The organism is Chryseobacterium sp. HMWF035 (genome assembly GCF_003094695.1).
GTDB classification, from domain to species: Bacteria; Bacteroidota; Bacteroidia; order Flavobacteriales; family Weeksellaceae; genus Chryseobacterium; species Chryseobacterium gambrini.
In genome coordinates, this window is the sequence record NZ_QEHP01000020.1 from 1 (window position 1) to 18,966 (window position 18,966).

21 protein-coding genes are annotated in these 18,966 nt (G+C 35.6%); 10 read left to right on the forward strand and 11 right to left on the reverse strand.

The genetic code is table 11. From position 1 onward, the window contains the following. Positions 1-501 precede the first annotated feature (501 nt). Positions 502-957 (reverse strand): PA2169 family four-helix-bundle protein, encoded by a 456-nt coding sequence (locus DD829_RS03705; protein ID WP_116547535.1) that lies wholly within the window; start codon positions 955-957, stop codon positions 502-504. A gap of 154 nt (positions 958-1,111) precedes the next feature. Between DD829_RS03705 and DD829_RS03710 the strand changes: the two genes are divergently transcribed. Both DD829_RS03710 and DD829_RS03715 read left to right on the forward strand, forming a co-directional pair. Further along, positions 1,112-1,909, forward strand: a complete 798-nt coding sequence (locus tag DD829_RS03710) for a Cof-type HAD-IIB family hydrolase (RefSeq protein WP_116547536.1) — start codon at positions 1,112-1,114, stop codon at positions 1,907-1,909. A 133-nt stretch (positions 1,910-2,042) separates the two neighbouring features. Further along, positions 2,043-2,213 (forward strand): lmo0937 family membrane protein, encoded by a 171-nt coding sequence (locus DD829_RS03715; RefSeq protein WP_106408105.1) that lies wholly within the window; start codon positions 2,043-2,045, stop codon positions 2,211-2,213. A 117-nt stretch (positions 2,214-2,330) separates the two neighbouring features. On the opposite strand, the gene DD829_RS03720 is transcribed toward DD829_RS03715, so the two are convergent. Continuing rightward, entirely contained in the window at positions 2,331-2,903 is a 573-nt protein-coding gene (locus DD829_RS03720) for an OmpH family outer membrane protein (RefSeq protein ID WP_116547537.1), read from the reverse strand. A gap of 167 nt (positions 2,904-3,070) precedes the next feature. After that, a complete protein-coding gene (locus DD829_RS03725) occupies positions 3,071-4,060 on the reverse strand; it encodes an aldo/keto reductase (RefSeq protein ID WP_108409216.1) in 990 nt (329 codons plus the stop codon). A gap of 151 nt (positions 4,061-4,211) precedes the next feature. Here DD829_RS03725 and DD829_RS24395 point away from each other — a divergent pair, with 151 nt between their 5' ends. The 3 genes from DD829_RS24395 to DD829_RS03735 all read left to right on the forward strand — a co-directional run bounded on the left by DD829_RS24395 (position 4,212) and on the right by DD829_RS03735 (position 7,400). Further along, a complete protein-coding gene (locus DD829_RS24395; protein ID WP_317047677.1) occupies positions 4,212-4,340 on the forward strand; it encodes an FAD/NAD(P)-binding protein in 129 nt (42 codons plus the stop codon). Between the two features lie 38 nt (positions 4,341-4,378). Further along, entirely contained in the window at positions 4,379-5,488 is a 1,110-nt protein-coding gene (locus DD829_RS03730; RefSeq protein ID WP_317048564.1) for an NAD(P)/FAD-dependent oxidoreductase, read from the forward strand. A gap of 67 nt (positions 5,489-5,555) precedes the next feature. Beyond that, positions 5,556-7,400, forward strand: coding sequence for a chloride channel protein (locus DD829_RS03735; protein ID WP_116547538.1), 1,845 nt, complete (start codon positions 5,556-5,558; stop codon positions 7,398-7,400). A gap of 90 nt (positions 7,401-7,490) precedes the next feature. Here the strand turns inward: DD829_RS03735 and DD829_RS03740 are convergent, their stop codons facing one another. Together DD829_RS03740 and DD829_RS03745 are read right to left on the reverse strand one after the other, a co-directional pair. Further along, positions 7,491-8,300 carry an anti-sigma factor domain-containing protein gene (locus tag DD829_RS03740; protein ID WP_108411311.1) on the reverse strand — a complete coding sequence of 270 codons (810 nt, stop codon included), beginning with the start codon at positions 8,298-8,300 and terminating at the stop codon, positions 7,491-7,493. Position 8,301: 1 nt separating this feature from the next. Next, complete coding sequence (locus DD829_RS03745) at positions 8,302-8,850, reverse strand: RNA polymerase sigma factor (protein WP_317048565.1); 549 nt, start codon at positions 8,848-8,850, stop codon at positions 8,302-8,304. A gap of 266 nt (positions 8,851-9,116) precedes the next feature. Between DD829_RS03745 and DD829_RS03750 the strand changes: the two genes are divergently transcribed. The 3 genes from DD829_RS03750 (at position 9,117) to DD829_RS03760 (ending at position 11,338) form a co-directional block, all read left to right on the forward strand. After that, a complete protein-coding gene (locus DD829_RS03750) occupies positions 9,117-9,686 on the forward strand; it encodes a fasciclin domain-containing protein (protein WP_076390203.1) in 570 nt (189 codons plus the stop codon). A gap of 104 nt (positions 9,687-9,790) precedes the next feature. Beyond that, entirely contained in the window at positions 9,791-10,498 is a 708-nt protein-coding gene (locus DD829_RS03755) for a ferritin-like domain-containing protein (RefSeq protein WP_076390204.1), read from the forward strand. Positions 10,499-10,522: 24 nt separating this feature from the next. Beyond that, entirely contained in the window at positions 10,523-11,338 is an 816-nt protein-coding gene (locus tag DD829_RS03760) for a ferritin-like domain-containing protein (RefSeq protein ID WP_076390205.1), read from the forward strand. An 89-nt stretch (positions 11,339-11,427) separates the two neighbouring features. Here DD829_RS03760 and DD829_RS03765 read toward each other — a convergent pair whose 3' ends face one another. Together DD829_RS03765 and DD829_RS03770 are read right to left on the reverse strand one after the other, a co-directional pair. Next, on the reverse strand, positions 11,428-12,348 hold the full coding sequence (locus DD829_RS03765) for a DUF3078 domain-containing protein (RefSeq protein ID WP_108411268.1): 921 nt from the start codon (positions 12,346-12,348) through the stop codon (positions 11,428-11,430). A gap of 147 nt (positions 12,349-12,495) precedes the next feature. Continuing rightward, positions 12,496-13,029 (reverse strand): carboxymuconolactone decarboxylase family protein, encoded by a 534-nt coding sequence (locus DD829_RS03770; RefSeq protein ID WP_108411267.1) that lies wholly within the window; start codon positions 13,027-13,029, stop codon positions 12,496-12,498. A 579-nt stretch (positions 13,030-13,608) separates the two neighbouring features. Here DD829_RS03770 and DD829_RS03775 point away from each other — a divergent pair. Then, positions 13,609-14,460 carry a helix-turn-helix domain-containing protein gene (locus tag DD829_RS03775; protein WP_108410959.1) on the forward strand — a complete coding sequence of 284 codons (852 nt, stop codon included), beginning with the start codon at positions 13,609-13,611 and terminating at the stop codon, positions 14,458-14,460. A 181-nt stretch (positions 14,461-14,641) separates the two neighbouring features. On the opposite strand, the gene DD829_RS03780 is transcribed toward DD829_RS03775, so the two are convergent. The 3 genes from DD829_RS03780 to DD829_RS03790 form a co-directional block, all read right to left on the reverse strand. Further along, positions 14,642-15,349 carry a DUF421 domain-containing protein gene (locus DD829_RS03780; RefSeq protein ID WP_108410990.1) on the reverse strand — a complete coding sequence of 236 codons (708 nt, stop codon included), beginning with the start codon at positions 15,347-15,349 and terminating at the stop codon, positions 14,642-14,644. A 107-nt stretch (positions 15,350-15,456) separates the two neighbouring features. Then, a complete protein-coding gene (locus DD829_RS03785; protein WP_108410989.1) occupies positions 15,457-15,993 on the reverse strand; it encodes a GNAT family N-acetyltransferase in 537 nt (178 codons plus the stop codon). Positions 15,994-16,051: 58 nt separating this feature from the next. Beyond that, on the reverse strand, positions 16,052-16,819 hold the full coding sequence (locus tag DD829_RS03790; RefSeq protein WP_108410988.1) for an MBL fold metallo-hydrolase: 768 nt from the start codon (positions 16,817-16,819) through the stop codon (positions 16,052-16,054). A gap of 93 nt (positions 16,820-16,912) precedes the next feature. On the opposite strand from DD829_RS03790, the gene DD829_RS03795 reads away from it, so the two are divergent. Next, the gene (locus tag DD829_RS03795; protein ID WP_076390211.1) at positions 16,913-17,233 is read left to right on the forward strand and encodes a winged helix-turn-helix transcriptional regulator; all 321 of its coding nucleotides are present in this window, start codon (positions 16,913-16,915) and stop codon (positions 17,231-17,233) included. 179 nt (positions 17,234-17,412) lie between these two features. On the opposite strand, the gene bioA is transcribed toward DD829_RS03795, so the two are convergent. Next, positions 17,413-18,684 carry an adenosylmethionine--8-amino-7-oxononanoate transaminase gene (gene bioA, locus DD829_RS03800; protein ID WP_116547539.1) on the reverse strand — a complete coding sequence of 424 codons (1,272 nt, stop codon included), beginning with the start codon at positions 18,682-18,684 and terminating at the stop codon, positions 17,413-17,415. Positions 18,685-18,966: the final 282 nt, after the last annotated feature.

The window sequence follows — 18,966 nt, forward strand, 5'->3', positions numbered from 1 at the left end:
TCCTTTTACAAGAGTGGCATATACCTATTTTTAAAGCAGAATTTAAATATATAAAAGAATGAATAAAACTTTTAGTGATAATTATTTCCTAAATTCTATATATGATAAAGTTTTGTATTTTATACATCACTAATGTATGAATAATTTTAATAGTACAAAAGATTTTAATGATATTTTTATCATAAATTTTTATGGATAAATTTTTCCTAAATAAAATAATTTATTTTCTATTGATTCATTAATTCATTTGATTGATATTCAAATGTTTATTTTTAGAATTTCTACATCCTGAAATACTCGTCCGATTGATGAGAAATTGCCGGAATTATTTGTTTTCTAGAATAATTCATTAATTTTTATTCAATATTTAGTGATTTGTAATGATTCTATTTCCCCAAAAAGGTGGTCTGAATTCCATTCTGAATTGTTTTAGAATAATTTTTTTTAGACAATAAAAAAAGCTTCTCGTTTCAGGAAGTTGATCTGTAAGAAAAACAATAACTATTCTTTATAATTGCTTTTTCCTTTGAATTCATGATAAGAATCTTTGATGTGTTTAAGCTGCTCCGAAACAATTTCCCTGCTTTTTTCGCTCAGTGTTCCGGTGTCAATTGCGTTCTGATAAGCATCAATCGCTGCTTTTTCGCCAAAAATTACATTTTCAATCGTAGATTCTTCCGTATTTCCGATGGTAAAAGAGTTTTTGATGTCAATCCACGTTCTGTGGAGCGTTCCGGCAACAGACGGTGAATCATTTGCTTCTCTTCCATTTTCAGTGATGAGATCAATGAGTTCGTTTTTCATGACTTTCGAAAGAGAATTCATTCTCGCGTATTCCGATTTCACGTCGGGATAGCTTTCCCAGATTTTACCTTCCACTTTTGCAAAGCCTTTTATTCTGTCATTTGTAATGTGTACAAGATCATTCAAAAGATCGATTTCCTCCTGATTTTTCATATTATTTTATTATTGGTGTGCTGAAAGCTGTACAAGAATTATACCTTATAGATTCTGCAATAATTCAGTTTTAATTAAAATACGACCTCATAAAACAAAATTATATTGTTGTATTTTTGTTTTAAATCTTAAACGATTAAATTATTAAACTTCAATGAACACCCAAAATCACAACATTAAAGCCGTCTTTTTCGATATAGACGGAACATTATTAAGCTTTAAAACAGGAAAAGTCCCAGATTCTACCCAAAATGCTCTTCAAAAGTTAAGAGAAAAAGGAATAAAAGTTATTATCGCAACAGGAAGATCCATCAATTCCTTACATCATATCGATCATCTGAAGTTTGACGGTTTCATCACCTTTAACGGATCGTATTGTGTTACAGCCTCAAACAAGCTTATTTCCAGACATACAATAGATCCTTCCGACATTAAAAGTCTGATTCTTTATGCCAAAAATTTTCCGCTGAGCTATTCTTTAATGTATGAAGATAAAGTAGAAATAAACGATGCAACACCTGAAGTTGTGGGAATGTATTCTCATATCAACATTCCTGTTCCGCCGATTCATGATAAAGAAAATATTGATATTGAAAATGTAATTCAGGCAAATATTTTTCTGAAACCGGAAGCCGAAGCCGAATTTATGAAAAAAGTAATGCCCAAAAGTATATCTTCAAGATGGACTCCCCTTTTTGCCGATGTAAATCCCGGAGGAATAAGCAAACAAACAGGAATCGAAAATTTCTGTAAATATTTTGATATAGACGTTTCAGAAACGATGTCTTTCGGAGATGGAGGAAATGATATTTCTATGTTAAAATTTACAAAAATCGGCATCGCCATGGGAAATGCGAACGACAGCGTAAAAGAAGTTGCAGATTACGTAACCGAAGATGTTGATAATCATGGAATTGAAAAAGCATTAATTCATTTCGGTCTGCTGGATTAAAAAGCTTTTATTTAAGTTTTTTTACAGCCAATTATTCACTTTTCATAATTTGTGGTATATATTTTTAAGCTGTTTTTAAGAAAAAGGCATAATATGTGTATTTACTTTATCAAATCACTTAAAAATTTTAGTTATGAGAAGTTTATTATGGTTAGTCGCAGTCATTTGTATTGTGGTATGGCTTTTAGGAATGTTAGGAATCGTTCCGGGAATGAGTACAGGATATTTAGTTCACGTATTGCTGGTTATTGCAATCATTGTGGTACTGTATAATCTGATATCCGGTCGAAAGCCTCTCGATTAGACCGTCGTATAAAAGAAATAAAAGCCGGAAACGGGAATTTTCATATTCCTGATTCCGGCTTTTTTTATTTTGAATGAATAATTTTTACCTTAGAATTATTCATAATTTTTTTAAATATTACTTAGAAGCCGGCTTTGAAGCAGTTCCTGTAGCTCCCAGTTTAGACTTTACCGTCGGAGTAATATCTTCTCCTCCGTCCATATAAGCAACCTGGCTGTTTCCCTGAGAAGGCGCAATATCAAACACATAAGCCAATCCTTTTTCTTTTGCTACCGTAGCAATCATTGCGCTTACTTTTTTCTGAATCGGTGTAAATAATTCCGTCTGCTTTTTAGAAATTTCCTGTGCTGCTTTAGTTCTGGAAGTTTCAATATCTTTACCTAAAGTCTGCAATTCTGTCTGAGCTGCTGTTAATTCTTTAATTACAGTCTCTTTGTTTGCCTCACTTATCGTTTTTTCTTTATCCTGAGCCGCTTTTAATTTTGTCTGATAGGAAGTGATCATTTTATCAATCTCACCCTGCTTTGTTTTGGTGAAAGTATCTAATGAACCTTCTGCTGTTTTAGCTTCCGGAAGATTGGTAAAAATATCATCCGAATTTACATGCCCGATTTTTTGCTGTGCGCTTACCATGTTAGACGTAAGGAAAAGTCCTGCCGCTATAGAAAATGTTGTGATAAACTTTTTCATCTTTATTTAAATTTTTATTTTTCGGTTTTTAAAATTCAGCAAATATAATAAATATAACTATATTGGTAGTGATATTTAAAATAAAGTTACATGAATTTCCATCATGGTAAATAACAAAACCTCCCGAAAAGAGAGGTTTTATATAGAGTAAATTGATGAAGGCTGTATTAATTCGGGATCTGTGCTTTTTCGTAAATTAACCCTTCCGATTGCAATTCTTTCCAGAAATCCGAAGGAATTTGTTTATGCAGAGCTTTTACATTATCTTCCACCTGTTCCGGTTTGCTCGCTCCGGGAATAATGGATGCAAATTCATCGGCTGCCAAAACAAACTGCAACGCGGCGTGGGTAATGTTGGTATTGTATCTTCTGGCAATTTCATCAATCTTTTCACGTTTTTCTTTCATTCCTTTCGGGATAACATCCTTATAGTTGTAACGATCTCTCCCATTGATAAAACCTGAATTATAACCTGCGCCGGAAACCAGCTTTACTCCGGCTTTTCTTACGGCAGGAAGCAATCGGTCGACCGCATCTTCATGTTCCAGAATAGAATATTGCGTTGCCGAAAGACAAATATCCGGATCTGCGGAATCCAGACAGTCTAAAATCGGCTCAATTTTATTCACGCCCATTCCCCATGCTTTAATGACGCCCTGATCTCTCAGTTCTGATAAAACTTTAAACGCTCCTTCTCTCGCCTGCTTCAAAAAATACGGATAGCGGTCTCCTACCTGATCTTCAGACAAATCATGCACGTAAACAATATCAATATGGCTCAGACGTGTTCTTTCAAGGCTTTCTTCAATAGATCTTTTAATGGCATCTGCCGTGTAATTATGTTCAAAATCATAATGTAAAGGTGCTTTCCACATGGTTGGCGGAACTTCGTCTTCGGGAACTTCCACAAATAAACGCCCGACTTTGGTAGACAGTACAAACTCATCTCTGTTTTGCCCGTGAAGAAAATTTCCGAATCGTCTTTCACTTTTTGTTAGTCCATACCACGGCGACGTATCGTAATATCGTATCCCGAGATCCCATGCTTTCTGCAAAACTTCATAAGATTCGCCGTCTGTTAATTTATCAAAGGCTGTTCCGATGGCTACTCCCCCTAATCCGAGTCTGTGTTTTTCATTTAAAACATCTGCTTTCATATGGTAATATTTAAAAATTTGGTTGCTCTAAAGGATACAAACATCGTGCAGATAATATTTAATCATAAATCTTTATGTATAAATATCACACATCTTGCATTTGGCTTTATTATTGAATAAAATACGGTACCATTTTCAATCACACATACATATGAAAAAGCACATCGTAATCGTAGGAGGAGGTTTTGCAGGAATTAATCTTATAAAATCTTTGGTTAATGACAAAAGATTCAGAATTACTTTAGTCGATAAAAACAATTATCACTTTTTCCGCCACTGATTTATCAGGTTGCCACATCGTTTATTGAGGCTTCAAACATCAGTTATCCCTTCAGAAAGCTGCTTTCCAATTATAAAAATGTAAATTTCCACATGGGAAATCTTGTAAAAGCAGATCATGAAAATAATATTCTTGAAACCGACACGGGAAATCTTCATTATGATTATCTGGTTCTTGCATTAGGAACGGAATCCAATTTTTTCGGCATGGAAAATGTGAAAAAATGTTCTATTCCCATGAAAACCATTGATGAAGCACTTTATTTGAGAAATTATATGCTTTTAACGCTTGAAGAAGCGGCAAGAAATAAAAACATCAAAGAAGCACAGAAACTCCAGAATATCGTTATTGCGGGAGGCGGACCAACCGGAGTAGAACTTGCAGGAATGATCTCGGAAATGGGAAGCTACATCGCAGCAAAAGAATATCCTGAAATTAAATTCTCACTCTCGAATATTTATTTAATTGATGCACTGCCTACTTTACTTTCGCCGATGAGCAAAATGGCTCAGGAAGCCGCTTATGATAAACTTACAAAACTGGGCGTAAAAATTATTTTAAATACAGCCGTAAAAGATTATGTTGACGGAAAAGTAATTTTAGGAGACGGAAAAACCATTGAAACAGAAACCCTGATCTGGACTTCCGGCGTGATTGGAAGAGAAGTTCCGGGAATTCCGGAAGAAAGCATAGGTAAAGGACGCAGAATTTTGGTTGATGCTTACAATAAAGTTCAGGGAACAAAAAATATTTATGCTTTAGGAGATATTTCGTTACAGTTTTCGGATGAAAATTTCCCGAAAGGACATCCGCAATTGGCTCAGGTTGCCATTCAGCATGCCAAAAATTTAGGTAAGAATTTTAAAAGAATTGAAGAGGAAAAAGTTCAGATTCCTTTTGCTTATAATGATAAAGGAAGCATGGCAATTATCTCAAAATTCAATGCCGTTGTAGATCTTCCCAAGTTTTCCTACAAAGGTTTTATTGCGTGGTTAACGTGGCTTTTTATTCACATTATTCCGCTGATAAGTTTTGGAAGCAAGGTAAGACTGGCGTTCAACTGGTTAAGATTATTTATTACCAATAATCCTTCAATCCGACTTATTTTAAGACCTAAAAAAGAGAACGCATTCCACACCGAATTTTAAATTTCATGATATATTTCATAAATTTACAGAACTGTAACAATTCGGTTATGGTTTAAAATTCCCAAAAGTGAATATTCATAATAAGAAAAAGTTTCTGAGCTTTCTGAAGTTCAAGAGAGACTTTCAGAAGTATGGACTTGAAAAAGCGCGCAGTTACGAACTCATCTTACATTGGCTCAATAACAGACTCAGCCGGAATCAGTTTCTGGTTTTATCGGGGATTATTGTCGGTTGTTCAGCGGGTTTGGCAGGAGTAATTCTTAAAACTCTGGTTCACAACATTCATCATTTTATTACAACGAAAGTTCATTTTGAATACCAGATTCTGTTTTATATCATTTTTCCGTTTCTGGGAATTGTTTTAACAACGAGTATTGTTTTAACGATATTTAAAGGACAGGACAGAAAAGGGATCGGCGCAATTTTATATGAAATTGCACAGAATTCGAGCATTGTTTCTTCCGTGAAAATGTATTCGCAGATTGTACAGAGTGCCGTTACAGTAGGGCTCGGCGGTTCCGCAGGTCTGGAGAGCCCTATTGCAGTAACCGGAGCAGCCATCGGCTCCAATTTTGCGCAGACGTACCGCCTCAGTTACAAAGAAAGAACCCTTCTGTTGGCTGCAGGAGCAACTGCCGGAATTGCATCCGCTTTTAATGCCCCGATTGCCGGAATTATGTTCGCTTTTGAAATTCTTTTAACGGGAGTTGTATTCACAGACTTTATTCCTTTAGTTGTAGCGGCGGTTTGCGGAAGTTTGTTATCCAGAATTCTGCTGCAGGAAGATGTTCTTTTCAGATTTTATACACGGGAAGCTTTTAATTATAAAAATGTTCCGTATTATCTTATTTTAGGAATTGTTACAGGTCTGTACGCGAGATATTTTGTGGTGATTTCCCAAAAAGTTGAACATTTTATAAAAGGGCTAAAAATGTCGCGACTTAGAAAAGCAATGTTTGGCGGAGCGGTTTTGTCGCTGCTTTGCGTTCTTTTTCCGCCCTTGTTTGGGGAAGGTTATGATACGGTAAAAGCTTTTACCAATGGAAATACCCACAATATTATCCAGAACAGTTTTTTCAGATATTTTGAAATAAAAGATTTTACGATTATTATTTTCTTAATTCTGGTTTTATTACTGAAAGCTTTTGCTACTTCTTTCACCATTTTCAGTGGTGGAAACGGAGGAAATTTTGCACCCTCGCTTTTTGCGGGTGGAACAGTAGGATATCTTTTTGCTGTTGTCTGTCAGCAGATCGGTTTTACGGATGTTCCTGTAACAAATCTTGTTCTGGTAGGAATGGCAGGTGCAATGAGCGGTGTAATGTATGCTCCTTTAACGGCTATTTTCCTTATCGCGGAATCCAGTTTTGGGTATGATCTTTTTATTCCTTTGATGATTGTTTCCATCATTTCTTATCTCATTGCGAAGTGGTTCTCTCCTATTTCTCCGGAGCTGAAATCTTTAGCCGATCAGGGAAAAATATTCACCAATAAACATGATAAAAATATTCTTTTTTCTTTAAAAACAGAAGAATTCATCGACAGATATTCTCAGGCGATTGATGAAAATGCTCCAATAACTGAATTATTTGAACTGGTAAAAAACGGAAGTAAAAATATTTTTGCTGTTGTAAATGAGGAAAAAGTTTTAAGAGGAATTTTAACGCTGGATGATATCAGACCTTATTTATTTGCCAATAATGAAGTCTCGGTGACCCCCATTCAGATGATGAAAGCTCCTCCTGCCATTATTCATCCGGAAGATCAGCCTCTGGATATTCTTCAGACCTTTGATGACACCGGAGTCTGGAATTTGCCTGTGGTGGACGCAAACAACAGGTTTATCGGATTTATTTCCAAATCGACAATACTGATGAGCTATAGACAGCTTTTAAAGGAATATTCTGAATAATTTTTGTTCAGATTGGATTAAATTTCTCACCATTATATAAACAAAAAGACCGGCTTTCGCTGGTCTTTATATTTTTGAATTGTTTACTTATTAAATCTCTCCCATTACATACATATTCTCCATGGTAGGAACCGGACTTCCGCCCTTTTTTTCCAGTGTAATGGCAAAAGCCTGAGCATTTGGAATGTTGGCAAGCGCAATTTTGCTGTCTTTTTCTTCCGTATACATCCCTGCATCTACAGGTTTTCCGTCTGCAATAGCCCAAAGCTGATACTGCATTCCTTCCGGAGCTTTTGGTAAACTTTCGGCGTCAAGATAAACATCTTTAGTTTTGGTATCCCAGAAAACCATTGCTTTGGAATCTGTGTGCTTTTCTACGCCTTTCAGTTTTACCATTTTCATATCAGGATTGGAAATCATTTCCATCTTCTGGTTCATACGCTGCATCGCAAGATTCTGAGCATTTTTCTCACTTTCCATTTTTGCGATGGCTGCTTTTGTCTCTTTCTGGCTGTTCATCCAGAAAACATTTCCGCCAACGCTTACCAGAAGCAGAACGGATGCCGCAACTGCATACACTTTCCAGTTATTATTTCCCTGAATTCTTATTTCTTCCTGTGGTTTCGCTGCAGGAATATCCGCAGAAAATACAGGCTTTTCCTCTTCAGCAGTCTGTTCCTGCTGAATTTTGTTCCAAATCTTTGATTTTAAATCTGCCGGAGGTGCTACCGCTTGTGCCGTTGCAAGATCTTCCAGTGTTTTCTGTGCCTCTTCAAAAGCAGTTTTTACTTCTGCATTGTTTTTCATCACACACTCCAAAATACCCGCCTCCTCTGGAGAAGCAAGACCTAGAATATAAGATTCTATGATTCCGGATGATATGTATTCTTTAGTGTTCAATTTATTGATAATCTTTTAGCAAATCTTTTAGTTTCATAAGTGCATTCCTCATTTTAGTTTTAACCGTTCCCAGCGGTATCTTCAGTTTTTCGGATATTTCACTTTGTGTATATCCCTGATAATACGCGAGATCGATAAGTTCCTTTTTGTCAGTCTCCAGACTTTCAAGCACATTGGCAAACCCGATATAATCGGAAGAATCATTAGTCGTTGAAAGCTCTGCAGAATCATATACGAAATCTGGAAGCGATTGGTTTTTTAGTTGGTTCTGAAAACCTTTTGATTTTAAATAGTCGATCGCCGTATTCCTTGCAATATTAATCATCCAGGTGTAAAACCTACCTTTAGAAGCATCGTATTGGTGGATAGAATTCCATATTTTAACAAAAACGTCCTGAATAATCTCTTCTGTATATTCTTTGGACTGAACAATTCGAAGAATCACCCCATACAATGCACCGGAATAGTGATCATACAGATGATGAAAACCTGTCTCGTTTTTTTCTTTCAGTAAAACGATTAGCTGCTCTTCAGAATACTTTGTTTTAATAGTGAATAATTTTCACCTCAAAAATAACAATAATATTAATGATAACCAAATTTTAAAAATGTTTTTAAATCTTTAGCAAATCCTGTTATATGTTAACAGATTAGTAAGGATAGTAAAGAAATTTAAAATAAAAACAAAATTTAATATCCTGTTTTTCAATTACTTGTGATTTTTATTCAATTTTTTAAATCCAAAATAAAACCGAGTTCGTAAATGATTTTAACAACAGACAAATCAAATAATTTATCATTAAAAATCAAAAAGAAATGAATACTAGATCAAAAATCGCAGTTTTAGGAATGGTAGCCTTATCATTCGCTTTCAGCGGAAACGCTACAGCACAGACAATGAAGGAAAAAACAGTAATGGTAGGCGGAGCGCCGATGTATCCTTCTAAAAACATTATTGAGAACGCAGTAAATTCTAAAGATCACAAAACATTGGTAGCTGCTGTAAAAGCTGCAGGTCTTGTAGAAACTTTACAGGGAGCAGGTCCGTTCACCGTTTTCGCACCAACAGATGCAGCATTTGCTAAACTTCCGAAAGGAACGGTAGAAAATCTTGTAAAGCCTGAAAATAAAGAAATGCTTACGAAAATTCTTACGTACCATGTTTTACCGGGAAGATACAGTTCTCAGCAGGTTTGGGCAGCGGTAAAAGCAGGAAACGGAAAAGCAATGATGAAAACAGTGGAAGGTGAAGAACTTACTTTCTGGGCAAAAGGTAAAAACCTTTATGTAAGAGACGCAAAAGGAAACGATGCAAAAGTAACCATTGCAGACGTTAACCAATCCAACGGTGTAATTCATGTTATAGATACGGTATTAATGCCATAATAATTTTTAAGTGTGAGAAACAGCATAATATTTATGCTGTTTTCTTTCAACCTTATCTAAAAACACATTAAAATATATAAACCTCTACACTAAAAAATAATATTATGAAAAAAACTATTAATGTTTCTAACCAGGGAGCGACTCTGGATACAGGCAGAAGAAATTTTTTGAAACTGAGCGGTGTAGGTCTTGCTCTTGCAGGTCTTACCATGATCGGTTGTGATGACGATAATTTCGATATGGTTGAAAATAACGTTTTCGATCTAGGAAAAGGTGATGTGGGTGTATTAAATTACGCTTACGCTCTTGAACAGCTGGAAGCAGATTTCTATACCAAAGTGGTTAATAATTTCTATTCCGGAATCTCAAATGCTGAAAAACAACTTTTTACAGATCTTTACCATCATGAAGTAATTCACAGAGACTTTTTTAAAGCAGCGATCAGCGGAGCAACATCCAATGTATTGCCCACTCTGGAATTTCAGTACCCGAATGTGAATTTTAACGACAGAAACTCTGTACTGGCTACTGCAAAAGCTTTGGAAGATACAGGAGTTGCGGCGTATAATGGAGCTGGAAAATACATTACCAATGCAGATTATCTTGTAATTGCAGGGAAAATTGTTTCCGTGGAAGCAAGACACGCTTCAGCGATCAGAAACCTTATCAATCCGGGAACAGCGGCTTTCTCCGGGGATGATGTGATTGATGCAAACGGTCTGGATCTTGCGAAAGAGCCAAAAGAAGTTGTATCTGCAGCAGGAGGATTTTTCAAAACACCTTTCACTTGGAAAGAACAGGGAATCGGTTAATTATTCACTTCAAAAAATTACATTATGAATATTCTTAAATTACTAGATAAGCTTTCTGATGACAAATTCTTTACTACAGAAACATCAAGATTAGAAACACTTACCAATATTTCATCTTTCGGGAAAAAAGCGGCTATTGCTGCAGTTCCTTTCGGATTAGGAGCCTTAATGACGACTCCTGCAAAAGCTGAAACCACAGACACTACAAAAAATGCAACGTTCTTTAAAAGTGCTTTAACGGATGCATTACAACTGGCTTTGGTTCTGGAATATCTTGAAAACGAATACTATGCATTAGGATTGGCGGCTTCGTCTTTAATCCCGAGTGCAGACCGAGTGGTATTTATGCAGATTGCAAAACATGAATCTGCACACGTAACCTTTTTGAAAAATACTTTAACGTCTTTAGGAGTAACTCCGGGAGCTAAACCGACCTTTGATTTTACAGCGAACGGAAGTTTTTCACCTTTTACAGATTACAATCAGTTCCTTGTTTTGGCTCAGGCATTTGAAGATACCGGAGTAAGAGCGTATAAAGGACAGGCAGGAAACGTAATGTCTAACAAGACTGTTCTTCAGGCTGCATTACAGATTCACTCGGTAGAAGCAAGACACGCTTCACAGGTGAGAAGAATGAGAGCGAATAAAGGATGGATAGAATTGGCAGACGGAGGAAATATGCCTTCTGCAACCAACCCTGTTTACGCAGGAGAAGGCAATACAAATCAGGCAGGCTTTAATACCGCTACAGCTTTTGGAGCTGCTGCAGGTTCTGCTGCCTATGACGAAATTTTAAGTGGAAGTGATGCCCAGGCAATTGCATCATTGTTCATTGTCTGAGGAGTTTTTTACCTTAAATTTTTAGCTGTTTAGTCCCTTTCCGAAAATTTCGGAAAGGGATTTTTCAAAAATATTAAAAAAACTGTTAATTACTTTTTCATCCACGTCTGATTTTCTTTATTGTCAGAACGTTTTCTGCCATTATCAACATTATAGGCAAAACCAACTCCTAAAGTCTGTTTTAGCTGTGTTTTGGCAATCTGGTTATGATCGTACAGTAAATCCAGCGTTACGTTGGTGGAAATAAACTTATTGATTTTCATATTTAAAATTCCGCTGTACGCAAGAACCAGTCTTTCAGGATGATCCAGATAATTGGAGAAAATAGAGCCGGTATTGGTTAACGTAATATTATCCATTATTTTCAGCTTGTATATTGCTGTTCCCAGAAAACCGAACTGAAACAGAGAAGAATCACCGTCATTTTTTAAGCCGTACATTCCTTTATACTGAAGATCTTTATCGAGAACGAAAGTCCATCTCGCATTGGCAGGACGCATGGTTGCCGTAAAATTATCGTTGGGTCTGTACGTTACCCCTGCTCCCATATTCAGATAACCGGGCGCCATAAAATTTGAAATTTTCGCAGCTTCCGGATTGTTTCCGTCTGCATAACCCGGCGCAAACTGTGTCTGTAAGCTGGCTCCTGCGGAAATATACCAGTTTTTTGCAAATTCTCTTCCGTAGTTGGTCGAAAGATTAATTACATCCTGGGTTTTTCTGGTTCCTACTCCTTTCGTATTATTTTGTCCGTATCCTAGAATAATAATGTTTTCCCAAAGATCTTTCCCTTTTTCGTAGGTAAGATTATAGTTTACTCCGGCAAGCCATCCCACATTATTGGCTCCTCCTCCAACCCAATTGGAAAAAGCTGCCTGATTAAGCATGAGTGTATTCTGCCCCTGAATGCTCCAGACTTTTGCAGTATCCGAAACCGCTGCATCATTTTTTTCCTGAGCAGATAAATGAATCCCTAACAAAACGATAAATGGAAGTAGTTTTATTTTCATAAGTTTATATTTTGGTTTAAATTTAACAATAAAACTTAATGAATGATTAAAAATTATGAACTTAAAAGAAATTATCTGAAATTATTTTACATTATTATAAAAAAAAACTGTTCGCGGTAAGGAACAGTTTTTAAAAAATAAAGTGAATTAAATTGCTTTCGCCAAAGGCCAGTCGATGGGAACCTCAGTGGCTGCAAAAAGATAATTGGTTATTATTTTATCGCCTGTTAAAACAATTACATCTACAAGACTTCCTTCTGTATAGCCTTCTCTAAAAAAGTTTTCTTTTATTTCATCAGAAATTTTTCCTTTATTTTCAGCAATAGATTGTACTGCTTTCGCCAGTGCATCTAATTTCGAGTCAAATGAAACATCTGCTTTTCTTATCTCGATAATCTGTTCATCTGTGAAACCGTTCATTTTAGCGATGGCGGTATGAGCACTTAAACAGTATAAACAGTTATTAAACTGGCTTACCACAAGATTTACCACTTCTTTCTCTTTTGCTTTTAAAGAAGTTTTAGAGTTCTGTAATGCAATATACGTTGAAAGTGCATTTTCAGAATGGGCAAAAGCAGCATACAGATTTGGTACAAAGCCAATCCCTTTTTCTAAGTTTTCAAAAATTGCCTGATTTGCTGCTGATACTTGTTCTTTTTGAGGAACTTCAAAATTTTTCATTGTTTTTAATTTGTTTAATTAATTTTACAATGCAAAGTTGCGGTTTCAGGAAAGGCAATTCCATAGCAGAATTTCCCGAAAGATTTAGATTTTTTCCCTTTCTGACTTTTTTAAAAGTTTTTCTGAATTAAAATGAAATTTTAGTAATGACGTTTAAACTAATTTCAGAATAAACCGCAAAAGGGACAAAAGATCATGATAAGTTTGTTTAAACTAATTTTAAATTTAACCGCAAAAGGTACAAAAGACTTTAGTGGATTTATGTAAAGTATTTCAAAAGTCAGCAAAGAAAAAAAATCTTTGATTTTTTAAAACTTAGGTGCACTTTTTTTTCCATTTAACTATTAAACTGAACTTAAGAAACTAAAGTGTTTAAATTTTTTGCTTCTTTTGAGGTAAAAAAGTTTAAACAAGCTTGATAAAGCAAATTTCCAGAATATTCAAAGTGCTCAAAAGAATAAAAATCAAAGATTTTTAAAAACTATTGTGATCTTTTCATTTATAACCACCAACTTTAAATAAAAGTTTAGTTTATCTTTTGCTACTTTTGCGGTTACATAAGAAGTTTAAACAGTCTTAATGATTTATTCTTTAAATAATAAACAGACCGGCTCCGAATGCCGGCTTTTTGTACATCCCGAACTATTCGACCGGGATTTTTACGGGAAAGACCGGGAGAAAAAGCTGCTGACTATCGCCTGGAATAAAGGCGAAGATCAAAAAGTAATAATCGATGGGATTGAATATATTTTTACCTCAGGAACCGTTCTTTGTCTCATGGTCAACCAGTCTTTTCAATTTGAAGATTCCTCCCGAATCGTTGCATGGCAGTTTAACAGGGATTTTTACTGTATCGAGACACATGATGAAGAAGTAAGCTGTGTAGGATTTCTGTTTTACGGTTCAGCCGATGTTATGTTTATTGCTGTAGATGAAAAGGATCATGAGAAATTATCATTTCTGCAAAGCATTTTTATTGAGGAGTTTCAGGAGATCGACGGAATTCAGGAGGATATGATCAGGATGCTGATTAAAAGACTCATCATTATTATTACAAGACTTGGAAAAAAGCAGTTTTTAAAGGAAGAACTTCCCGAAGTAAAGCTGGATATCATCAGAAGTTTTAATCTTTTGGTGGAAAAGAACTACAAAACTCAGCATTCTGTAAAATTTTATGCAGATCAGCTTCATAAATCGCCAAAGACTTTATCCAACCTATTCAGATTGTACAACAGCCAGAGTCCGTCGTCTGTTATTCAGCAGAGAATTTTTCTTGAAGCAAAAAGACTTTTGATGTTTACCGATAAATCTGTAAAGGAAATTACCTATGAACTGGGGTTTGAAGATGTTTCGTATTTCAGTAATTTTTTCAAGAGACTTTCAGGAAACACACCCGTTTCATTTAAAAAGAAAAAGCCTGTAAAGAAATAAAAAATCACAGTCTTAAACCAATTAGTTTTATCTATTAACATCATGAAAAAAATATGTTACTTTTTTTCCGAAATTATTAGGTTTGAAAATCATTTTTTAATTATATTTGTGAATCGAAATAATTTTTTTTCATCATTTGTGTTTTTTTAGGCTCCTTTCTAAGGAGTCTTTTTTGTTTTTATCAGGTAACGCGTTTCCTATTGCTTGAAGCTATCCATTCATCTTTTTTACATTTGCTGCAGTTTCCTGCCATTCCTTTATGTTTTTCTTCCGTATGTCCGCAGAACGTGCAGGAATAAAAGCCCGGTTGAACAATCGTTTTCAAAGGATGATCCAAAGAATCCGGCATAATCGGAAGTCCGTATTTCACCCTTTCGTCTTCGAAATAAAACACACTGATCTCTCCGGAAATTTCTTCAATAGCACTTTCAATCTGTCCAAGTTGGGAAATTCCTTTTAGTCTTAATTCAGCAAAAAATTCATCACTCCCCAGATTTTCTTTCTTAAAATTTTCAATGGAAAATTCCCCGTTTTCGATCAGGCAGATCGATTTTCCTTCAATAAGCTGTTCGAGTTTTTTATTTTTTGCGATAAAATAGGTTACAATCGTGTACAGAAGAATAATTACGGCAAAAACAATGAATGATGAAACAATTCCGACATCTTTATTAAACATCGGATCTCCCGCCGCAGAACCCAATCCGATAATCACCACAAGTTCGAAAATTGAAAGCTGCTTCACTCCCCTCTTTCCCAAAACTCTTAATCCGATAATGATCGTGATGAACATAATGGCGGTGCGGAGAATAATTTCCAGAATAAAAGACCACTCTTCGTGCCCCATCAGAAGTTCTTTCCAGTCTAACTCTAAAAGAAATATGGATAACATATAAAATTTATGATTCAAGGTTCAAAAAATACGCCAAGTAAAAGAAAAATGTAGTGTAAACGTCTGTACTTAAAACAAAAACCGCCTCTGTTGAAACGGTTTTTCTCTTATTCTTTACTCCATTCTTCCCGAAGCAACGCATAGATTACATCATCTATCCAATTGTTTTTCCAGAATAGACTTTTCACAAAATGACCTTCTTCTCTAAAACCAATGCGTTTCATTAGTTTAAGAGAATCAATGTTTTCCGGATCTATGGAGGCCATGACTCTGTGTTTTTTCAGATCGCTGAAAAGAAAATTAATCACTCCTTTTAACGCTTCAGAAGCATATCCTCTTCCCTGAAAGTCCTTATTTAAAGTAATTCCTAACTCTGTCTGCAAATTTTCAGAACCAAAAAAATGAATTCCGATATCGCCGATCACAGCTTTTGAATCTTTTTCCGTAATTAAAACCTGATACCAGCTTTCCGGCTGATTAAATTCTTTATTATTTCTTTCAATAAACTGTTCAACATCTTCCAATGTTTCAGGAATCCAGCTCTGAAATTTATTGGCTTCCGCATCAGAACGATAATTGAAAATTGCCTGTTTATCGTCCAAAGTCAGATCCCGAATCAGTAATCTTTCTGTTTCTAAATGCATCTTTTATAATTTGATCCGGCTAAATTAAGATTTAATCTCAAATCTTTAAGCAAGAGATTTAAGCACCTAATTCAGCTTCTTCACCGTCATTCAGTACAAAACATCTTTCTTCCAAACCATTCTCCTGAATTTTTCCTTTAATGAATTTTCTGTCTTCTTTAGAATGACTTACACTTTCAAGATGCGTTACCCAGACTTTTGAATTTGGCGCGGTTTCACAGACTTTCAAAATATCATGACTTGTCATTACAATCGGATCTCCCACTACAAAAGTTGCGGCTCCTCCCGCAACAATAATGTGTTCCGGATGATGTTTTTTAATTGCCTGTTCCACTTCTTCACACCAGATACTGTCACCCGCAATATAAACAGACTGTTCAGCATTTTTAAAGACAAACCCATGAACTACGCCCATCTGTTCTTCAATTTCCCCTGTTCCGTGATGTCCGTTCGTTAAAGAAATTTCAATATTTTTAAACTGTACTGTATCGTTAAAAGCAATCACATTTTTAAATCCTGCCTCAGAAATCTGCTTGGAAATGATTTCAGGACAAATGATGGGTACATTTTTATCTAAAAGTTCAATCGCTTTCGGGTCCCAATGATCCGGATGAAGATGTGTAACGGCTACCGCATCAATCGTTTTTAATTTTTCCTGCAGTTCTTCTTCAGTGAAAGGTAAATCAATTAATGGATTCAATAATTCATTGTCTACCATCGGAAATTGTCCCAAAGAACCTTTTTCACCTAACATCGGATCAATTAAAATGTTCAATCCATCAATATTTAAAAGCAGCGTTGCATTTCGCCATAATTGTAATTTCATTTTCTTTAATTTTGTATCTGCAAAGCTATTGTTTACCTGAAATTAAATAATGGCTGGTTACCAAAAGGTGCACTATATACAATTTTGTAACGTATGTTATTTGAAGAATTTAAAAATTGCGGACTGAGAAAAACACTGGACATGATTTCCGGAAAGTGGAAACCGCTTATTTTGTCCAATCTTTTTGAGCAAGAGGAAGTCCGTTTTGTCGAATTATGGCGGAAAATGCCGAAAGTTTCTAAAAAAGTTCTGGCAGAACAGCTCAAACAAATGGAGGAAGATCATATCATTCAACGGGTTGAAGTCTATAATTTTCCTCCGGAAGTATATTATAAATTAACGGAAAGAGCCAAAAAGCTCGGTCCGATCCTTGATGAACTTCACCAATGGGGAAACGAACATCAAAAGATTTAAAATCATTTAATTGATTTATCACTTTTACTAATAAAGGCTTCGACAGGTTTAGTCTGACAATGTTAAAATATTGCGGTTAGTATTCGAGATGTCACCCTGAGCTTGTCGAAGGGACACTATTAGAAAACCACTTACTGATCGTTATTCTACAATATTAATTAATGGGATAAGTCAATCATTTAATTACTGAAGCCATCCAAAACTTCAAGAATATTCCGATACACAAAATCCATTTCTTCAGGCGTAATGCAGTAAGGCGGAACGAGATACATCACATTTCCCAAAGGACGCATGATGATTCCTCTTTTTAAAAATTCATGATACAAAACCTTCCCGATTTCGTTAAAATAGGATGTTTTTTCATCATTTTTAATTTCCCAGGCGATAATCGTTCCGGTCTGTCTTACATTTTCAACTTTCGGGTGATTTTTTAAAACCTGAGAAAAATTGAAATGTTTCTGACTGATTAGATTGATTTTTTCCAGCGTTTGTTCTTTCAAAAGCAATTCCATACTTGCCAAAGCCGCTGTACACGCTAAAGGATTTGCCGTGAAAGAATGACCGTGAAACAAGGTCTTATATTTGTCATACGACAAAAACGCTTCGAAAATCTGTTGTGAAGAAGTTGTAATTCCCATCGGCATCGTTCCGCCTGTTAATCCCTTTGAAAAACACATAATGTCTGGTTTTTCCGAAAGATAATTTGCCGCAAAAAGCTTTCCGGTTCTTCCGAAACCTGTAAAAACTTCGTCCTGAATCATTAAAATTCCCTTTTCTCTGCAAAATTTCATCAATTCTGATAAATCTTCGGCTTTATGCATCAACATTCCCGCTGCTCCCTGAATCAAAGGCTCGTAAATGAAACAAGCAATTTCTTCAGCATGATTTTTTATGATGGATTTTAAATCTTCAATATTTTCAGAAGTCGGCGGATCAATAAAGATCACTTCAAAAAGCATTTCCCCGAAAGGTTTTGTCCAGACACTTCTTCCGCTCACCGACATCGCTCCGAAAGTATCACCATGATAAGCCTCTTTAAAAGCCAGAATTTTCGTCTTTTCTTTGCCCTGATTATGCCAGAACTGAATACACATTTTCAGCGCCACTTCCACCGCAGTAGAACCGTTATCCGAATAAAAAACCTTCTCCTGATTTTCAGGCAGCAGGTTCAATAAATTTTCAGAAAGCTTAATGGCTGGTTCGTGTGTAAATCCCGCAAAAATAACCTGCTCCAACGTATTTAATTGTTCAGAAACTCTTTGTGCAATGTACGGATTCGCGTGACCATGAAGCGTAACCCACCACGAAGCTACTGCATCGATGTATTTTTTTCCGCTTTCATCGTACAAATAAATTCCGCTTCCTTTTACGATCGGGATTGCATCTTCCGCTGTTTTCATCTGCGTGTAAGGATGCCAGTTGACGGCTCTGTCGCGCTCTTGTAAATTCATAAATAATTGGTCGTAATGTTTAATTTTATCAATGGTGAATTGTCAATCGTCAAGTTTAAACGCAAAGACTTTATTTCTAAATTACTATTTAAGCTAAGCAAAGTGAAGCAGATTTCATCTGCCATTAAGCGAACGCTTCATCATCCGTCTTTGACGGAAATTTCTTTGATTTACTTATTAAAACAAAACATTTGCTTTATCAATACTGAATTGTCAATCGTAAATTGTAAACGCAAAGACTTTATTTCTAAATTAATATTTTAAGCTAAGCAAAGTGAAGCA